This window comes from Mesorhizobium sp. LjRoot246 (assembly GCF_964254115.1).
Taxonomy (GTDB): Bacteria; Pseudomonadota; Alphaproteobacteria; order Rhizobiales; family Rhizobiaceae; genus Mesorhizobium.
On the sequence record NZ_CAXUSN020000001.1, the window covers coordinates 1,276,983 to 1,294,722 of the forward strand.

Consider the following 17,740-nt stretch of genomic DNA (forward strand, 5'->3'; position numbering starts at 1 on the left):
GACCAAAGTCAGGGCAAGGTCACGCCTCATGATCGAAGATTCGCCCTTTGTCGCAGCCGCACCGGTGCTGGTGCCGATGCCCGCCGAACGCCCCTACACCTATGCCGTGCCGGCCGGCATGCGCGTGGTGCCGGGCTCGATCGTGCGCGTGCCGCTTGGTCCGCGCCAGGTCGCCGGCATCGTCTGGGATGGCGCGGTTGAGAAGGTCGACGCGAAGAAGCTGCGCCCCATCGAACAGGTCTTCGATTGCCCGCCGATCGACCGCGCAATGCGCCGCTTCGTCGACTGGGTGGCGCAGTACACGTTGTCGCCGCCGGGCATGGTGGCGCGCATGCTGCTCAGGGCGCCGGAAGCTTTCGACCCCGAACCATGGATCGAGGGGCTGCAGCGCACGCTTCTCGTACCCGACCGGATGACGGGTGCCAGGCAGCGCGTGCTGGAGACGGCCGAAGGCGGGCTCGCGTGGACGCGATCCGGCCTCGCCCATGCAGCAGGTGTATCGTCGACGGTGATCGACGGCCTGAGGGCGCAAGGCGTGTTCGAGACGGTGATGATCCCGCCGCGCCCAGTGGTGGCCGCGCCCGATCCCGGCTACGCCATACCGGAACTGATGCCGGACCAGAGCGAGGCGGCTCGGATGCTGCGCGCCAATGTCACAGCCAGTGTGTTCAACGTCGCGCTGCTCGACGGCGTCACCGGTTCGGGAAAGACGGAGGTTTATTTCGAGGCTGTGGCTGCCGCGCTCGACCAGGGCAAGCAGGTGCTGATCCTGCTGCCGGAAATCGCGCTGACGCATGCCTTTCTCGAGCGCTTCCAGCAGCGTTTCGGCGCCAAGCCGGGCGAATGGCATTCCGACCTGCCGCCGCGGATGCGCGAAAAAGTCTGGCGGCAAGTGGCGGAGGGCGGCGTGCGGGTCGTCGCCGGCGCGCGCTCGGCGCTGTTCCTACCGTTTAAGGAACTCGGCCTGATCGTCGTCGACGAGGAACACGACCCCGCCTACAAGCAGGAAGACCGCGTCTTCTACAATGCACGCGACATGGCGGTGGTGCGCGGCCATATCGGCAGTTTTCCGGTCGTGCTGGCGTCAGCGACGCCATCGGTCGAAAGTCGGGTCAATGCCAGCCAGGGCCGCTACGACAGGGCCGTGCTTTCCGCCCGCTTCGCCGAGGCGGCGCTTCCGCATCTGAAGGCGGTCGACATGCGGCGGGCACCGCCGGCGCGCGGCGGTTTCCTGTCGCCGGTGCTGCTCGACCAGATGCGCCAGACGCTGGAGAGGAAGGAGCAGTCGCTGCTGTTCCTCAACCGGCGCGGCTATGCGCCGCTGACGCTGTGCCGGGTCTGCGGCCATCGCTTCGGCTGCCCGGTCTGCTCGGCCTGGCTCGTCGAACACCGTTTTCGCGGCCAGCTGGTCTGCCATCATTGCGGGCACAATGAGCGCCGCCCCGAAGCCTGCCCGGAATGCGGCACGCTGGATCATCTGGTCGCCTGCGGGCCAGGTGTCGAGCGCATCGCCGAGGAGGTCGTGACGCATTTCCCCGAAGCGCGCACCATCGTTTTGTCCTCCGACCTGATGGGCGGCGTGCGGCGGCTGCGGCTGGAGCTGGAGGCGATCGCCGATGGCGAGGCCGATATCGTCATCGGCACGCAGCTCGTCGCCAAGGGCCACAATTTCCCGAACATGACCCTTGTCGGCGTCGTCGATGCTGATCTCGGCCTTGCCAATGGCGATCCGCGCGCCGCCGAGCGCACCTTCCAGCTGCTCAGCCAGGTGACAGGCCGCGCCGGGCGTACCGGCAAGAAGAGCCTTGGACTGCTGCAGACCTTCCAACCCGAGCATCCGGTGATGCGGGCGATCGTCTCCGGCGACGCCGAGGCTTTTTACGAGCGCGAGATTGCCGAGCGCGAACGGGCCGCCCTGCCGCCGTTCGGCCGGCTCGCCGGCGTCATCGTCAGCGCGGTGACGCGGGCCGAGGCCGAGGGCCATGCACGCGGCCTGCGCCGCGCAGCACCCGAGGCGTCAGATCTGTTCGTGCTGGGGCCAGCCGAAGCGCCGCTTTCCTTGCTCGGCGGCCGCCACCGCTTCCGCCTGCTGATCCAGGGCGAACGGCGCGCCGACATACAAGGGTTTATTCGTGCGATGTTGGCCAATGGGCCGAAACAGCGCGGCTTGGTCCGGGTGCAGGTCGACATCGACCCGCAGAGCTTTTTGTAAGGTTGCGCTTTCAGCGATAGGCCGCCCTCAAACCGGCGAGACATGGAAAACACAATGAAAACCCTTGGCCTTCTCGGCGGCATGAGCTGGGAATCGACCGCCATCTATTACCGGCTGCTCAACGAGATCGTGCGCGAGCGTCTCGGCGGACTGCATTCGGCCAGGCTTCTGCTGTGGTCGTTCGACTTTGCCGAAATCGCCGAGCGGCAGCATCATGGCGACTGGGACGGTGCCGGCGTGCTTCTCGTCGAAGCGGCGCGCAAGCTGGAGGCCGGCGGTGCGGAAGGTCTGCTTTTGTGCACCAACACCATGCATAAACTGGCCGACCAGGTGCAGGAATCGGTGTCGGTTCCGCTGATCCACATCGCCGATGCCACCGCGGTAGCGGTCAAGCGCGCCGGCATGCAGCGCCCGGCGCTGCTGGCGACGCGCTTCACCATGGAGCAGGATTTCTACAAGGGCCGGCTTGCCGACAAATTTGGCTTGAGCCCTGTCGTGCCCGATGTCGCCGGGCGCGAGATGGTCCACCGTGTCATCTACGAGGAACTGTGCCAGGGCATTGTCACGGAGATCTCCAAGGCGGCCTATATCGCCGAGACTGAGCGCCTGCGCCGCGAAGAGGCGGCCGACAGTGTCATCATGGGCTGCACCGAGATCACCATGCTCATCGGTCAGCAGGATTTCGATATTCCAGTCTTCGACACGACGCGCATTCATGCCGAAGCAGCGGTCGAATTCGCGCTCGGTTGATGCGTTTCTCCTAAATTGCCGGGAGCCATCTGGCGCGCCGTTTTTCCTCCGTTAGAATGCCCGGAATTTCAAGACAGGCATTTCGAGGGGACAAAATGGATTTTGCGCTTCCGTGGCCGACGAGCCAGGGCGAATGGCTGGCCTGGTCGAGCGCCGTCGTCACCGTGCTGCTCGGGCTTTTGTTTTTTCTGGCGCCGAGCCTCGCCTTCCGTGCCCTGCGCCTGCAGGTCAAGCCAGAGAAGGCGGCGGCGATCGCCGAAGGGCGCGGCAGGATGTCGGGCTTCTATCTCGGCGTCGGCCTGTGCTGCATCCTCTTGGCGCAGCCGCTGATCTACATGGCGCTCGGCTTCTCCTGGCTGTTCACAGCCTTCGGCCGGCTGCTGTCGATGATGTCGGACAGCGCCAACACGCCTTTCAATTGGGTTTCCATCGTGGTGGAATTGGTGCTGGCGGCATTGCCGCTCGCCTTTGCCTTCGGCTTTCTGCCTTGAATCGTTGGGTATTCCGCGATGGAAGGCGGGTGACTTTCGCCGGATGCGACAATAGTGCCTGAAAACCATGCGGAACGACGCATTGCGGTCTTAAAATGCCTGTGCTAGACGGCAATCGACTTTCGGCCGGGGATAGCGGAAGCCGCGTCTCCGTGCTTGAAAAAATGCAGTAAGGTCAAAGATTTAGCCAGAGTTTTTGCTCGCGCCAACAATCTGCGGCCTGTCAGACAAGAGAAAAGACGGTCCGTGGCTCAATCGTCATCGCCAATCTCAGGTGTCGCAGAACGCTACGCGGGTTCGCTGTTCGAACTCGCGCTGCAGGCAAATTCCATCGCCAAGGTCGAGGCCGATCTCAGCAGTTTCGAAGCCATGCTCGCGGGCAGCGCTGACCTGACCCGGCTGATCAACAGCCCGGTGTTCTCTAGCGAAGACCAGGCCAAGGCTATCGCGGCGATCGCCGACAAGGCCGGGATCACAGGCCTGACCGGAAATTTCCTGCGCGTCGTCGCCAGAAACCGCCGGCTGTTCGCCATTCCCGGCATGATCAGGGCGTTCCGCCAGATCGCCGCCGAACATCGTGGCGAGACCGCTGCTGAAGTGACGTCGGCTCACGAGCTGACCGCTACCCAGCAGACCGAACTCAAGGCGGCGCTGAAGAGCGTTGCCGGCAAGGACGTGGCCATCTCCGTCACCGTCGATCCGTCGCTGCTCGGCGGGCTGGTGGTCAAGATGGGCTCGCGCCAGATCGATACGTCGCTCAAAACCAAACTCAATTCGCTCAAGCTTGCACTGAAAGAGGTCGGCTGATGGACATCCGCGCCGCGGAAATTTCCGCAATTCTGAAAGACCAGATCAAGAATTTCGGCAAGGAGGCCGAGGTCTCCGAAGTCGGACAGGTGCTGTCCGTCGGTGACGGTATCGCCCGTGTCTATGGCCTCGACAATGTCCAGGCCGGCGAGATGGTCGAATTCCCTGGCGGCATCCGTGGCATGGCGCTCAACCTCGAAGCCGACAATGTCGGCGTCGTCATCTTCGGCGCCGACCGCGACATCAAGGAAGGCGACATCGTCAAGCGCACCGGCGCCATCGTCGACGTTCCCGTCGGCCCTGGCCTGCTCGGCCGCGTCGTCGACGCGCTCGGCAATCCGATCGACGGCAAGGGTCCGATCAAGGCGGTCGAGCGCAAGCGCGTCGACGTCAAGGCGCCCGGCATCATCCCGCGCAAGTCGGTGAACGAGCCGATGTCGACCGGCCTCAAGGCCATCGATGCGCTGATCCCGGTCGGCCGCGGCCAGCGCGAGCTGGTCATCGGCGATCGCCAGACCGGCAAGACCGCCATCATCCTCGACACGATGCTCAACCAGAAGTCGGTGCACGACAACGGCCCCGAGAAGGAAAAGCTCTACTGCGTCTATGTCGCCGTCGGCCAGAAGCGCTCGACCGTCGCTCAGTTCGTCAAGGTGCTGGAAGAGCGCGGCGCGCTCGAATATTCGATCATCATCGCCGCCACCGCTTCCGATCCGGCGCCGATGCAGTTCCTGGCGCCGTTCGCCGGCTGCACCATGGGCGAATATTTCCGCGACAACGGCATGCATGCGCTGATCAGCTATGACGATCTGTCGAAGCAGGCCGTCGCCTATCGCCAGATGTCGCTGCTGCTGCGCCGCCCGCCGGGCCGCGAAGCCTATCCGGGCGACGTCTTCTACCTGCACTCGCGCCTGCTAGAGCGCGCCGCCAAGCTCAACGACGATCTGGGCGGTGGGTCGCTGACCGCCCTGCCGATCATCGAGACGCAGGCCAACGACGTGTCGGCCTACATCCCGACCAACGTGATCTCGATCACCGATGGCCAGATCTTCCTCGAAACCAACCTGTTCTTCCAGGGCATCCGTCCTGCGGTGAACGTCGGTCTGTCGGTGTCGCGCGTCGGCTCGGCCGCGCAGATCAAGGCGATGAAGCAGGTTGCCGGCTCGATCAAGGGCGAGCTCGCGCAGTACCGCGAAATGGCGGCCTTCGCGCAGTTCGGCTCGGATCTCGATGCTGCCACGCAGCGCCTGCTCAACCGCGGATCGCGCCTGACCGAACTCCTGAAGCAGCCGCAGTTCTCGCCGCTGAAGACGGAAGAGCAGGTCGCGGTGATCTTTGCCGGCGTCAATGGCTATCTCGACAAGCTGCCGGTCAACCAGGTCGGCAAGTTCGAGCATGGCCTGCTCAGCCACATGCGTGCGGCCGGCAAGGATGTTCTCGACGGCATCCGCAAGGAAAAGGCGCTGTCGGACGATCTGCGCGCCAAGCTGAAGGCCGAGATCGACGCTTTCGCCAAGACTTTCGCCTGAGCGAATTGCCAGTCGGGATGAGACAAGACGGGATCAGGTTTGAAGCATGCCTTCATTAAAAGACCTTCGTAACCGTATCGCCTCGGTCAAGGCGACGCAGAAGATCACCAAGGCGATGCAGATGGTCGCCGCGGCGAAGCTGCGCCGTGCGCAAGAGGCCGCGGAAGCGGCGCGCCCCTATTCGGAGCGCATGGGTTCCGTGCTGGCCAACATCACCCAAGCGATCGGCGGCGGCGGCGATGCCCCGGCGCTGATGACCGGCACCGGCAAGGATGACGTGCATCTGCTCGTCGTCTGCACCGCCGAGCGTGGCCTGTGCGGCGGCTTCAATTCGCAGATCGCTCGCCTTGCCCGCGACCACATCCGCAAGCTTTTGGCCGACGGCAAGCAGGTCAAGATCATTTGCGTCGGCAAGAAGGGTTTCGACATCCTGCGCCGCGACTATGCATCGCTGATCATCGACCGCGTCGATCTGCGCGAGGTCAAGACGCTTGGTTTCGTCAACGCCGATGCCATCGCCAAGAAGGTCATCCACCTCTTCAACGAGGGCGGCTTCGACATCTGCACGCTGTTCTATTCGCAGTTCAAGTCGGTGATCAGCCAGATCCCGACCGCGCAGCAGATCATTCCGGCAGGCGTTGCTTCGGCTCAGGCGGAAGCGACGGATGGCGGAAACGCCGTCTACGAATACGAACCGGAGCCGGGCGAAATCCTCTCCGACCTCATTCCGCGCAACATTTCCGTGCAGGTTTTCCGGGCGCTGCTCGAAAACGCGGCCGGCGAAATGGGCGCCAAGATGAGCGCCATGGACAATGCGACGCGCAACGCCGGCGAGATGATCAACAAGCTGTCGATCACCTACAACCGCCAGCGGCAAGCGCAGATCACCAAGGAACTGATCGAAATCATTTCGGGCGCCGAGGCGCTCTAGGCGCGGTTCGCGGGTTTTTCGCCCGCGACCGGACCGCGTGAGAAACAAAGGACGAAAAAGGGTAAAGACGATGGCGAAAGCAGCGACCCCCCAGAAGGCAACACCCAAGACGGCAGCCCCCAAGGCCGCGGCCGCGAAGACCGCAGCCCCCGCGAAGGCGGCAAAGGCTCCAGCAGCAGCCGCGAAGGCGGCCACGGCCAAGGCGGCAGCACCGGTGAAGGCCGCAGCTGCCAAGACATCGGCAGTGGCCAGCAAGGCAACCGGCGCTGTCGGCAAGGTCCGCCAGGTCATCGGCGCCGTTGTCGACGTGCAGTTCGGCGATCACCTGCCGGCGATCCTGAACGCGCTCGAGACGACCAATGTCGGCAACCGCCTGGTGCTCGAAGTTGCCCAGCATCTGGGTGAAAACACTGTGCGCTGCATCGCCATGGACTCGACCGAAGGTCTGGTTCGCGGCCAGGAAGTGCGCGACACCGGCGCTCCGATCACCGTGCCGGTCGGCCCGGGCATGCTCGGCCGCATCATCAACGTCATCGGCGAGCCGGTCGACGAAGAAGGTCCGGTCGACGCGATCGAAATGCGCTCCATCCACCAGCCGGCCCCGACCTATGTCGAGCAGTCGACGGAAGCCCAGATCCTGATCACCGGCATCAAGGTGCTCGACCTTCTGGCTCCCTACGCCAAGGGCGGCAAGATCGGCCTGTTCGGCGGCGCCGGCGTCGGCAAGACCGTGCTGATCCAGGAACTGATCAACAACATCGCCAAGGCGCATGGCGGCTATTCGGTGTTCGCCGGCGTCGGCGAGCGCACCCGCGAAGGCAACGATCTCTATCACGAGTTCATCGAATCGGGCGTCAACAAAAAGGGCGGCGGCGAAGGCTCCAAGGCTGCTCTGGTGTACGGCCAGATGAACGAGCCGCCGGGCGCGCGCGCGCGCGTCGGCCTGACCGGCCTGACGGTTGCGGAATATTTCCGCGACCAGGGCCAGGACGTGCTGTTCTTCGTCGACAACATCTTCCGCTTCACGCAGGCTGGTTCGGAAGTGTCGGCTCTGCTCGGCCGTATTCCTTCGGCGGTGGGCTATCAGCCGACGCTAGCCACCGACATGGGCGCGCTGCAGGAACGCATCACCACCACCACCAAGGGCTCGATCACCTCTGTGCAGGCCATCTACGTGCCCGCCGACGACTTGACCGATCCGGCGCCGGCGACCTCGTTCGCCCACCTTGACGCGACGACGACGCTCAACCGCGCCATCGCCGAAAAGGGCATCTACCCGGCCGTCGATCCGCTGGATTCGACCTCGCGCATGCTTGACCCGCTGGTCGTCGGCGACGAGCATTATGGCGTCGCGCGCCAGGTGCAGTCGATCCTCCAGCGCTACAAGTCGCTGCAGGACATCATCGCCATCCTGGGCATGGACGAGTTGTCGGAAGAGGACAAGCAGACCGTGGCCCGCGCCCGCAAGATCGAGCGCTTCCTGTCGCAGCCCTTCTTCGTCGCCGAAGTGTTCACCGGTGCGCCGGGCAAGCTGGTCGACCTGGCCGACACCATCAAGGGCTTCAAGGGCCTCTGCAATGGCGACTACGATCACCTTCCGGAAGCTGCCTTCTACATGGTCGGCGGCATCGAGGAAGCGGTCGAGAAGGCACAGCGCCTCGCGGCTGAAGCGGCGTAATCAAGCGAATAGCGAATAGGGAGTAGCGAATAGGGAATATGGGCCGGCGAATTCTTCTTCTGACTATTCGCTACTCACTATTCGCTATTCGCTAAATTGATCATGGCTGAAGCTTTCAAATTCGAACTGGTCTCGCCGGAGCGCCTGCTTGTTTCCGAGCAGGTCGAATCCGTCGTCATTCCGGGCGCCGAAGGCGAGATGACGGTGATGGCGCACCACGCGCCGGTCATGACCACGATCAAGCCGGGCGTTGTCACGGTGAAGACCGCGTCGGGCGGCGAAGAGCGCTATGTGGTGTTCGGCGGTTTCGCCGACATCGTACCGGCCGGCTGCACGCTGCTGGCGGAATCGGCTGTCGCCGTGAAGGATGTCGACCGCGCCGATCTCGCGCGCCGCATCCAGGAAGCCAAGGAAGATGCCGCCGACGCCAAGGACGATCAGGCTCGTAGCAAGGCGGAGCAGTTCCTTAGCCAGCTCACCACGCTGGAAGGCGCTATTCTTCCGGCGTAAGGCAACTCGGCACGCTCCGTATTTGTGCCTTGATGCGCATATCGCGATTTTAAATTTTGTTAAATTTTGTTACTCTCGGAGAAGAAAGAACTCCGGGAGGCCTTGTTGTGCTTGGTATAGACCTTAAGACTTGGCTGGGGTTCGCTTTTGTTGGCGCATTGGTGTCGATTCTTGGCATCGTTATAAAAGAATACTTTTTTTCAAGGTCGTTCGAGCTGTGGAAACAAGATCGCGCTCTTGAGCAAATCTATCAAAAGTACCGTGATCCTCTTCGGCTCTCAGCAAGAGAGCTCGGTTCCCGCCTGATCGAAATTTGCGACACTTATCCGACGGTATTCCTGTCGGATGGAGTCTTTGAATCGCGTCCTCCAAGGCAGGAGAGAAACAGCGATCAGGATCCATATTTTCAGCGTCACAAACTTGTTAGCACGCTGTATCGCTTCTGCGCTTTCTTAGGGTGGCTAGAGCTTTATCGCCAAGAGCTCACATTCTATCAAGCTTCTGAGAACCAACACACGGCTCAAATAGATGAATCTCTTTCCAACATAAGGGCTGATTTTGCGGATGGCCACCTAAATTTAGCTGGTGACTGGCGTATCTGGCGAGACACACTTATCTTTAGGGAGGAATTGAGAGCAATCGGTGAGTCAATGATTGAAAATAGAGGATCGGGTAGATCGATTATCGGATATGGACGCTTTGTCGATCTGTTGAATGGTAAAGACGAAAATTCGACCAAGTCATGGTCGCAGGTTGTTCTCAATTTTCTTGTGAACCTAGAGCGGGATGAATTTAGGTTGGGCATAGCCTGCCTCTGTGAAGTAATTTCTGCATTCGGTTGGAGTGACGGAGCCGAGGATTTGGCCGATGGCGTCACAGACGGTCTCAACTGTTCGCTTGGCGGCCTTGCGCAGCCAATGCTTGAGCTTGGCGAAGAGCTTCTCGATAGGGTTCAGATCGGGCGAGTATTTCGGCAGGAGGAACAACCTGGCGCCGGCCGAGCGGATGGCGCGGCGCACGGCCTTGCCCTTATGTGAGCCAAGATTGTCCATGATGACGATGTCGCCGGGCTTGAGGGTTGGGACAAGAACCTCATCGACATAGAGCTGGAAGCGCTCGCCATTGATCGGTCCGTCGATCAGCCATGGTGCTTCGACACGGTCGTGGCGCAGCGCCGCCAGGAAGGTCATGGTCTTCCAGTGGCCGTGCGGCACCTTGGCTTTGATCCTCTCGCCGCGCGGCGCCCATCCCCTGAGCGGGGCCATGTTGGTCTTGGTCCAGGTCTCGTCGATGAACACCAGGCGGGAAGGATCGATGCGGTCCTGATACTTGGTCCACTGCGCCCGCCGGCGCGCCACATCGGGGCGATCCTGCTCGGCCGCGATCAGCGTCTTTTTTTGTGACTGAGCTTCTCGGCGTGGACGAACTCCCACACCGAGCGATAATCGACCTTCAAGCCGCGCTCGCCAAGTTCGGCCACAAGGCCACGCAACGTGAAATCAGCGGCCCGGCAGCGCAGCAACAGCCACTCCCGATGCTCTCCGACAATGTTCTTGGGCCTGTGCCCACCCATCTTGCCGGGCGCAAGACTGCTCGTCTCGCGCAAGCGGCTTACCCATCTGATGACGGTGCTGATCCCAACCTCAAAGCGCACTGCCGCCTGCCGCCGCGACAGGCCATCCCGCTCAACTGACGCAACAACCCGTTCGCGAAGATCCATCGAATAAGGCTTGCCCATCCATGCTGGCCTCCTGATCCAGCCAGCAGGTTGAATCAGATTTGCAAGCCTAAGGGAATCCCCGCCGATTCAGCCTCAATTCATTCCGCTCTAGAGGACGGCAATAAGGATTTCAGAAAGATTCGGCTGCAGCGGATTCTCATTCATACTCTCGATTTCATCGAGCTTGTCGATAGGCGCGGCTTGGATAAAAGGCTCAAAGGTGCTCGCACGAAGTGGAAAATAGCCTGATGCCGTTCCTGGCATAGCGTTTCGTGGTTAGGTCTGCTCGCTCTGTATGCCAAGCGCAGCAAAGGCCAGAGTCGGACCGTCCCGTCGCAGGTGGACGAGATGCACGGCCACGAGTTCGATCAACGTCTGGCGCTCGGCATGGTCCTTGGCGAAGCCGGCTAGGTCGAACACCGCGGCCACGGTTTCGTTGGCCGGCAGTTGCTCACTCAAAAGTGCCGTCAGCGCCGCGTCGAGCGGATCGGTGAAATGACCCTCCGGCAAGGTCTTTCCTCGCGCGGTGCAGGCGGCGATCCAGGCAGCCACCACCAGGGTTAGATGGACCAGTTCAGTACCGGCTTTGAGGCATTCAATGGCGGACGCGATGATGCGCTGCGGCAGTTTCTGGCTGCCGTCATTGGCGATCTGCGCGGTGCGATGAGCAAGGGCGGTGTTGGAAAAACGCTCTGCGAGCTCGGCAGTATAGGCGCCTGTGTCCAATCCGGCGCCCTCCGGCAAGGTCGGAATAGCTTCGGCCCACAATCTGTCGACGAACTGGCGGATTGCCGGATCGGCGAAGGCGCGGTCGACCGTGGCATGGCCGCTGAGCAGGCCGAGATAGGCAATCGCCGAATGCGAGCCGTTGAGCAGACGCAGCTTCATGTCCTCGAAGGGCCTTACATCATCGACCATGGTGACGCCGAACTTCTCCCAGGCTGGACGGCCGCCCGGGAAATTGTCCTCGACCACCCACTGGCAGAACGGCTCGGTCATAACAGGCCAGGCATCCTGGACACCGAGTTCGACGGCTATCCGCGTCCGGTCGGCATCGGTGGTTGCAGGCACGATGCGGTCGACCATGCTGGAGGGAAACGCGACCTCGTCGGCAATATGTTTGGCGAGCTTGGCGTCACGTAGTCCTGCGAATTCGGCGAGCAGCCGGTGCAGCGTGGCGCCGTTGGCGGGCAGGTTGTCGCAGCACAGGACGGTGAAGGGCGGCGTGCCGGCGGCGCGTCGCCGGACAAGCGCTTCGGCCAGAAAACCATGCGCCGTCTTCGGCATCTGCGGATTTGCCAGATCATGGACGATATCGGGATGAGCGGCGTCCAGTCCGCCGCCCGCTGCCCTCAGATAGGCCTTTTCGGTGATCGTCAGCGTCACGATGCGGGTGTTTGGATCGGCCAGTGCTGCCAGCACCGCGCCCGGATCTTCAGGCGCCACCAGCATCGCGCCGATCGAGCCGATGACGCGAAGCTTCTCCTCGCCGCCGCTCCTGATCGCCAGCGTATAGAGCCCGTCCTGCGGCGCCAGCGCGTCACGCGTGTCGGCGCTGCGCAGCGAAACGCCTGTTATGCTCCAGCCGGTCTCGCCGGCCGCCAGGCAGTCGTCGACATAGGCTGCCTGGTGGGCGCGATGGAAGGCGCCAACGCCAAGATGGACGATGCCTGGGACGACTTGGTTGCGGTCATATGAAGGTGTCGCGACCGAAGCTGGCAGTGCCAGCATTGTCTTGCCGGAAAGGCGTCTGCTCGTCGTGGTACGGCTGGTCTGGTCGGATGGCATGAAGTCGCCTCGGGGAGTGGTCGGCAAGCGGCGTAACATCCGAACTCATGCCACACAATGGGCCGAAAAGTCATCATACAACAATCTAATTTTTGTATGTTGACATTATTTCCAGCCGACCCTACCGATGGGGGCTCTGGGAGGATGATCGTGGCACTGACCGATGCGGATTTGCTGTTTCCCGCCGAGGCGCGGTCGCGCTCGATCGCTCGTGATCTCTATACCGGGATCAAGGACCTGCCCCTGGTCAGCCCGCATGGTCACACCGATCCGCGTTGGTATGCGCTGAACGAGCCGTTCCCGGATCCGGCGCAACTGCTCATCGTGCCGGACCATTACATCTTCCGTATGCTGTTCAGCCAGGGCGTCCGCCTCGAGGATCTCGGCGTGGCAACGCTGGACGGCGGGCCGGTCGAGACCGACGGCAGGACGATCTGGCGGCGCTTTGCCGAGCATTATTATCTGTTTCGCGGAACGCCGACCCGGCTGTGGTTCGACCATGTGCTCGCCGATCTGTTCGGCATCGACGAACCGCTGAGCGCAGCGACGGCCGATCGTCACTACGACACCATCGCAACGCTGCTGCAGTGGGAGAATTTCCGCCCGCGGGCGCTGTTCGAGCGCTTCAACATCGAGGTCATCGCGACCACGGAAGGCGCGCTCGACGATCTCCAATGGCACCAAATGATCCGCGATAGCGGCTGGCAGGGCCGGGTCGTTACCGCCTATCGGCCGGACGCCGTCGTCGATCCCGATTTCGAAGGGTTTTCAACCAATCTCGACCGGCTCGGCGAAATCACCGGCTGCGACACCGGCAGCTGGGGCGGCTATCTCGATGCGCACCGGCAGCGGCGCGCCTTCTTCAAGAGCTTCGGTGCGACCTCGTCCGACCATGGCCATCCGACGGCCGAGACCGCCAATCTTTCGGACGCCGCGGCCGAGGAGCTGTTCAATCGGGTTCGCCGTGGTTCCGACGACGAGCGCGAGAGAAAACTGTTCCGCGCCCAGATGCTGACCGAGATGGCCAAGATGAGCCTTGACGACGGGCTGGTGCTGCAGATCCATCCCGGCTCCTGGCGCAACCATTCGCCCGCGATCTTCCAGAAATTCGGCCGCGACAAGGGCTTCGATATCCCGACCCGGACCGACTATGTGACGGCGCTGAAGCCGCTGCTCGACTGCGTCGGGCTGGAACGCGACCTCACGATCATCCTCTTTACGCTCGACGAAACCAGCTATGCGCGCGAGCTCGCGCCGCTGGCCGGTGTCTATCCGGCGCTGAAGCTCGGACCCGCCTGGTGGTTCCACGACAGCCCGGAGGGCATGCGGCGGTTCCGCGAGATGACCACTGAGACCGCCGGCTTCTACAACACCGTCGGCTTCAACGACGATACCCGCGCCTTTCCATCGATCCCGGCGCGTCACAACGTGGCGCGGCGGGTCGACTGTGCGTTCCTGGCGCGTCTCGTCGCCGAGCACCGGCTGCGCGAGGACGAGGCGCAGGAGTTGGCTCGGGAGCTTGCCTACACGCTTGCGAAGAAGGCGTACCGGCTCTGAGTCGGGCGTTTCGATTTTTAAAAGGGAGGAAGTCATGTTGCATTTCTTGAAATTGACGGCAGCCACATTCGCCTTCGGCTCGCTGCTAGTCGGCATTGCCAACGCCGAGACCGTGCTGCGGTCGGCCGACACGCATCCGGATGGCTACCCGACCGTCGACGCGGTCAAATATATGGGCGAGCTGATCAAGGAGCGCACCAAGGGCGCGTACTCGGTCGAGGTTTATCACTCGGCGCAGCTCGGCGAGGAAAAGGACACGATCGAGCAGACCCAGGCGGGCGTCCTCGACCTCAACCGCGTCTCGATGGGTCCTTTCAACGGCATCGTGCCGGAGACGGCGGTGCCGTCGCTGCCCTACATCTTCCGCTCGGTCGAGCATATGCGCCATGTCATGGACGGGCCGATCGGCGAGCAGATACTCAAAGCATTCGAGGCGCATAATCTGGTTGGCCTTGCCTTCTACGATTCCGGCGCTCGCTCCTTCTACAACACCAAGAAGGACATCACCTCGATGGCCGACATGAAAGGCATGAAGTTCCGCGTCATCCAGTCCGACGTGTTCGTCGACATGGTCAATGCGTTGGGCGCCAATGCCACGCCGATGGCCTATGGCGAGGTCTATTCGGCTTTGCAGACAGGCGTCATCGACGGTGCCGAGAACAACTGGCCGAGCTTCGAATCCGCCAAGCATTTCGAGGTCGCCAAGCATTACACGCTCGACCAGCACCAGATCGTGCCAGAGGTTCTGGTGATGTCGAAGGCGAGCTGGGACAAGCTCACACCGGAAGACCAGGCGATCGTGCGGCAGGCGGCCAAGGACAGCGTCGTCAAGATGCGTGAGCTGTGGGACGCGCAGGAGAAGAAGTCGCGCGACATCGTCGAGAAAGCCGGAGTGAAGGTCAGCGAGATCGACAAGCAGCCGCTGATCGATGCCATGAAGCCGGTCTACGACAAGTACCTGTCGACGCCCGAACTCAAGGACCTCGCGGCACGCATTCAGGCGACCAAGTAATTCGTTCGCGGCAATGGTGGCGCGATCTCCGCGCCACCATTCAGGGGAGGCGTGCATATGAAACCATTCTGGCTGGCAATAGAACGGCTGCTGTCACGGCTGGCGAGGCTTGCGCTGTGGATCAGCGGCATCGGGCTGACCCTGATGACGGTGATCATCTTCTGGCAGGTGTTCTCGCGCTATGTGCTGAACAGCTCGCCAAGCTGGACTGAACCCTTCTCGGTGATTTTGATGGGGTGGTTCATCTTCCTGGGTGCTGCGGTCGGTGTCCGCGAGCGCACGCATCTGGGCTTCGATGTGCTGCTCTATTTCCTGCCGCCGGCCGCAAAGGCAGTGCTTCGAAGCATTTCGGATGTCGTCGTGCTCGCCTTCGGTGCCGGCATGATCGTCTACGGCGCCCAGCTCACCCGGCTGACCTGGAACACGGTGATGCCGTCTCTCGCTTTCCCGGGCGGCGTCAGTTTCCTGCCGGTTATTCTGGGCGGCGCGCTTGTCTGCCTGTTTTCCCTTGAGCGGCTGGCCGGGCGGTTTGCAGGACTGCCGGTCGATGCCGATCAGTACGCCACGGGCGAGGAAGGTCTGTGATGGCACTGACGGTTCTGTTCGGCACCTTCGTCTTTCTTCTGATCATCGGCACACCGATCGCGTTCTGCCTCGGTGTCGCCAGCTTCGCGACGGTTCTGGTGCTGGGCTTGCCGCCGCTTGTGGTGTTCCAGCGCCTCAACTCCGGCGTCAGCGTGTTCTCGCTGATGGCCATCCCGTTCTTCATTTTCGCCGGCGACCTGATGGTGCGCGGCGGCATTGCCGCCCGTCTGGTGGCGCTCGCAGGAGCATTGGTCGGTCACCTGCGCGGCGGGCTTGGCCAGGTCAACATCGCTGCCTCGACCATGTTCGGCGGCATTTCCGGCTCGGCGGTGGCTGACGCCTCGGCGGTCGGCGGGTTGATGATTCCGCAGATGAAGGCGCGCGGCTACGGCGTCGACTATGCCGTCAACATCACGTCCGTCGGCGCCATCATCGCGCTGCTGATACCGCCTTCGCACAATATGATTATCTATTCGATTTCGGCCGGCGGCCGGATTTCGATCGCCGACCTGTTCACCGCCGGCATCATACCCGGCCTGCTGCTGGCGCTATCGCTGATGGTCACGGCCTTTTGGGTCGCCAGCCGCCGCGGCTATCCGACCGAACCGTTCGCCGGCTTCGGCAGGGCACTGCAATTGCTCGTTGCCGCCATTCCCGGGTTGATCCTGATCGGCATCATCTTCGGCGGCGTCCGCTCCGGCGTCTTCACCGCCACCGAAAGCTCCTGCATCGCCATCGTGTATGCTTTTCTGGTGACGCTGCTGGTCTATCGTTCGATGAGCTGGAACGACTTCGTCACCGCCACCACCGCTGCCGTGCGCACCACCGCGATGGTGCTGATGATCATCGGCTGCGCCGCCGCCTTTGGCTGGCTGCTTGCCTATCTCAGGGTGCCGGCCGCGCTGGTCGCCTTCCTGCAGTCCGTGTCCGACAACAAGCTGGTCATCCTGCTGTTGATCAACGTCGTGCTACTCATCCTCGGCACGTTCATGGACATGTCGCCGCTGATCATCATCACCACGCCGATCTTCCTGCCCGTGGTCATGGCCTATGGCGTCGATCCGGTGCATTTCGGGGTGATCCTCATTCTCAATCTCGGCATCGGCCTGTGCACACCGCCGGTTGGGGCCGTGCTGTTCGTCAGTTGCGCCATCGGCCGCATCCCGATCTGGACGGCGATGCGTTCGATCTGGCCATTCTATGGCGCGGCTTTCGTCGTGCTGATGCTAGTCACCTACGTGCCGGAAATTTCATTGTGGCTACCGCGCCTGTTTCACTAGAGCAGTTCACGAAAACGGCGAACTGCTCTAACCCTTTGTTTTGACGCAATTCCGGACGGAAAACCGTTTCACACTTTTTCCTGGAATTGCTTTAGGAGACCATCACGTGTCCGCTGCATCCGCCGACCTCAGGGTCGAGAGAAAGCCAAAACTGTCGGAGACCGTCGTCGCGGCGATCCGCAAGCAGCTGCAGGCCGGCGAGATCCTGCCCGGACACAAATTGCCGACCGAGGGCCAGCTGACCGAAACCTTCGGCGTCAGCCGCACCGTCATCCGCGAGGCGCTGGCCAAGCTTGCCGCCGACGGGCTGGTCGAACCGCGCCAGGGCGCCGGCGTCTTCGTCACCGAGCACATCTCGACGATGTTCGGTGCGCTGGCAGCCGACATGGGTAGCAAGGATTCGATCGCGCTCAACGTGCTCGAGGTGCGGCTGGCGATCGAGATCGAATCGGCCGGGCTCGCCGCGATCCGCCGCAATGCCGCGCAGGAGGCGGCGATCCAGGAAGCCTTCTTCGAGTTCGAGCGACTGCTGCTTGCCAGCGAGCCGACCGGGCCGGCCGACCTCGCTTTCCATCGCGCCATCGCCAGCGCCACCAACAACCCGTTCTATGTCGAGATGCTCGACGTGCTCGGCCGGCGCGCCATTCCGTGCGACGTGACTTCGCCCTGGTCGACCGAACTGGCGCAATCCGACAGCTATCAGCGCGGGCTGCAGCGCGAGCATCTGGTGATCCTCAACGCGATCACATCAGGCGATGCCGAGGCCGCTCGCGAGGCGATGCGCGCACATCTTGCCGCCAGCCAGCAGCGTTACCGCGAGCGCCTGCATGCGCGTCAGGCTTTTTATGCCAGTTCGGTCAAGGCCGCCGCCGGCGAATGACCCATCTCAA

The 17,740-nt window shown here is 62.5% G+C and carries 15 protein-coding genes; 13 read left to right on the forward strand and 2 right to left on the reverse strand.

The features are described 5' to 3' along the window. The first annotated feature begins 28 nt into the window (after positions 1-28). The 8 genes from ACSQ3L_RS05975 to ACSQ3L_RS06010 all read left to right on the forward strand — a co-directional run bounded on the left by ACSQ3L_RS05975 (position 29) and on the right by ACSQ3L_RS06010 (position 8,908). A complete protein-coding gene (locus ACSQ3L_RS05975) occupies positions 29-2,212 on the forward strand; it encodes a primosomal protein N' (protein WP_436159112.1) in 2,184 nt (727 codons plus the stop codon). A gap of 54 nt (positions 2,213-2,266) precedes the next feature. After that, positions 2,267-2,962 (forward strand): aspartate/glutamate racemase family protein, encoded by a 696-nt coding sequence (locus ACSQ3L_RS05980; protein WP_436159113.1) that lies wholly within the window; start codon positions 2,267-2,269, stop codon positions 2,960-2,962. A 95-nt stretch (positions 2,963-3,057) separates the two neighbouring features. Next, positions 3,058-3,453, forward strand: coding sequence for an AGROH133_08824 family phage infection protein (locus ACSQ3L_RS05985; protein ID WP_436159114.1), 396 nt, complete (start codon positions 3,058-3,060; stop codon positions 3,451-3,453). Between the two features lie 246 nt (positions 3,454-3,699). After that, on the forward strand, positions 3,700-4,260 hold the full coding sequence (locus ACSQ3L_RS05990; RefSeq protein WP_436159115.1) for a F0F1 ATP synthase subunit delta: 561 nt from the start codon (positions 3,700-3,702) through the stop codon (positions 4,258-4,260). After that, positions 4,260-5,789 carry a F0F1 ATP synthase subunit alpha gene (gene atpA / locus ACSQ3L_RS05995; protein ID WP_436159116.1) on the forward strand — a complete coding sequence of 510 codons (1,530 nt, stop codon included), beginning with the start codon at positions 4,260-4,262 and terminating at the stop codon, positions 5,787-5,789. Before ACSQ3L_RS05990 ends, atpA begins: the two co-directional genes overlap by 1 nt. A gap of 46 nt (positions 5,790-5,835) precedes the next feature. Then, entirely contained in the window at positions 5,836-6,720 is an 885-nt protein-coding gene (locus ACSQ3L_RS06000; protein WP_436159117.1) for a F0F1 ATP synthase subunit gamma, read from the forward strand. A gap of 70 nt (positions 6,721-6,790) precedes the next feature. After that, the gene (gene atpD, locus ACSQ3L_RS06005) at positions 6,791-8,398 is read left to right on the forward strand and encodes a F0F1 ATP synthase subunit beta (protein WP_436159118.1); all 1,608 of its coding nucleotides are present in this window, start codon (positions 6,791-6,793) and stop codon (positions 8,396-8,398) included. Positions 8,399-8,500: 102 nt separating this feature from the next. After that, complete coding sequence (locus ACSQ3L_RS06010) at positions 8,501-8,908, forward strand: F0F1 ATP synthase subunit epsilon (RefSeq protein WP_010912151.1); 408 nt, start codon at positions 8,501-8,503, stop codon at positions 8,906-8,908. 776 nt (positions 8,909-9,684) lie between these two features. On the opposite strand, the gene ACSQ3L_RS06015 is transcribed toward ACSQ3L_RS06010, so the two are convergent. Together ACSQ3L_RS06015 and ACSQ3L_RS06020 are read right to left on the reverse strand one after the other, a co-directional pair. Beyond that, positions 9,685-10,646 (reverse strand): IS630 family transposase gene (locus tag ACSQ3L_RS06015; RefSeq protein ID WP_436159119.1). Its coding sequence is split into 2 segments (ribosomal slippage): positions 9,685-10,305 and positions 10,308-10,646, totalling 960 coding nucleotides; the frame shifts between segments, so codons are not numbered across the junction. A 258-nt stretch (positions 10,647-10,904) separates the two neighbouring features. Next, positions 10,905-12,416, reverse strand: a complete 1,512-nt coding sequence (locus ACSQ3L_RS06020; protein WP_436159120.1) for a mannitol dehydrogenase family protein — start codon at positions 12,414-12,416, stop codon at positions 10,905-10,907. Positions 12,417-12,560: 144 nt separating this feature from the next. Here ACSQ3L_RS06020 and uxaC point away from each other — a divergent pair, with 144 nt between their 5' ends. The 5 genes from uxaC to ACSQ3L_RS06045 all read left to right on the forward strand — a co-directional run bounded on the left by uxaC (position 12,561) and on the right by ACSQ3L_RS06045 (position 17,730). Continuing rightward, the gene (gene uxaC / locus ACSQ3L_RS06025) at positions 12,561-13,973 is read left to right on the forward strand and encodes a glucuronate isomerase (RefSeq protein ID WP_436159121.1); all 1,413 of its coding nucleotides are present in this window, start codon (positions 12,561-12,563) and stop codon (positions 13,971-13,973) included. 34 nt (positions 13,974-14,007) lie between these two features. Beyond that, positions 14,008-14,985, forward strand: a complete 978-nt coding sequence (locus ACSQ3L_RS06030; protein WP_436159122.1) for a TRAP transporter substrate-binding protein — start codon at positions 14,008-14,010, stop codon at positions 14,983-14,985. 57 nt (positions 14,986-15,042) lie between these two features. Next, positions 15,043-15,570, forward strand: coding sequence for a TRAP transporter small permease (locus ACSQ3L_RS06035; protein ID WP_436159123.1), 528 nt, complete (start codon positions 15,043-15,045; stop codon positions 15,568-15,570). Then, positions 15,570-16,850 (forward strand): TRAP transporter large permease, encoded by a 1,281-nt coding sequence (locus tag ACSQ3L_RS06040; protein ID WP_436159124.1) that lies wholly within the window; start codon positions 15,570-15,572, stop codon positions 16,848-16,850. Before ACSQ3L_RS06035 ends, ACSQ3L_RS06040 begins: the two co-directional genes overlap by 1 nt. 106 nt (positions 16,851-16,956) lie before the next feature. Further along, the gene (locus ACSQ3L_RS06045) at positions 16,957-17,730 is read left to right on the forward strand and encodes a FadR/GntR family transcriptional regulator (protein ID WP_436159125.1); all 774 of its coding nucleotides are present in this window, start codon (positions 16,957-16,959) and stop codon (positions 17,728-17,730) included. Positions 17,731-17,740: the final 10 nt, after the last annotated feature.

Coding starts and splice junctions, on each gene's coding strand:
- ACSQ3L_RS05985 (WP_436159114.1), top strand. CDS start 3,058: ATGGATTTTGCGCTTCCGTGGCCGACGAGCCAGGGCGAATGGCTGGCC.
- ACSQ3L_RS06040 (WP_436159124.1), top strand. CDS start 15,570: ATGGCACTGACGGTTCTGTTCGGCACCTTCGTCTTTCTTCTGATCATC.
- uxaC (WP_436159121.1), top strand. CDS start 12,561: ATGATCGTGGCACTGACCGATGCGGATTTGCTGTTTCCCGCCGAGGCG.
- ACSQ3L_RS06000 (WP_436159117.1), top strand. CDS start 5,836: ATGCCTTCATTAAAAGACCTTCGTAACCGTATCGCCTCGGTCAAGGCG.
- ACSQ3L_RS05980 (WP_436159113.1), top strand. CDS start 2,267: ATGAAAACCCTTGGCCTTCTCGGCGGCATGAGCTGGGAATCGACCGCC.
- atpA (WP_436159116.1), top strand. CDS start 4,260: ATGGACATCCGCGCCGCGGAAATTTCCGCAATTCTGAAAGACCAGATC.
- ACSQ3L_RS06035 (WP_436159123.1), top strand. CDS start 15,043: ATGAAACCATTCTGGCTGGCAATAGAACGGCTGCTGTCACGGCTGGCG.
- ACSQ3L_RS05975 (WP_436159112.1), top strand. CDS start 29: ATGATCGAAGATTCGCCCTTTGTCGCAGCCGCACCGGTGCTGGTGCCG.
- ACSQ3L_RS06010 (WP_010912151.1), top strand. CDS start 8,501: ATGGCTGAAGCTTTCAAATTCGAACTGGTCTCGCCGGAGCGCCTGCTT.
- atpD (WP_436159118.1), top strand. CDS start 6,791: ATGGCGAAAGCAGCGACCCCCCAGAAGGCAACACCCAAGACGGCAGCC.
- ACSQ3L_RS06030 (WP_436159122.1), top strand. CDS start 14,008: ATGTTGCATTTCTTGAAATTGACGGCAGCCACATTCGCCTTCGGCTCG.
- ACSQ3L_RS06020 (WP_436159120.1), bottom strand. CDS start 12,416: ATGCCATCCGACCAGACCAGCCGTACCACGACGAGCAGACGCCTTTCC.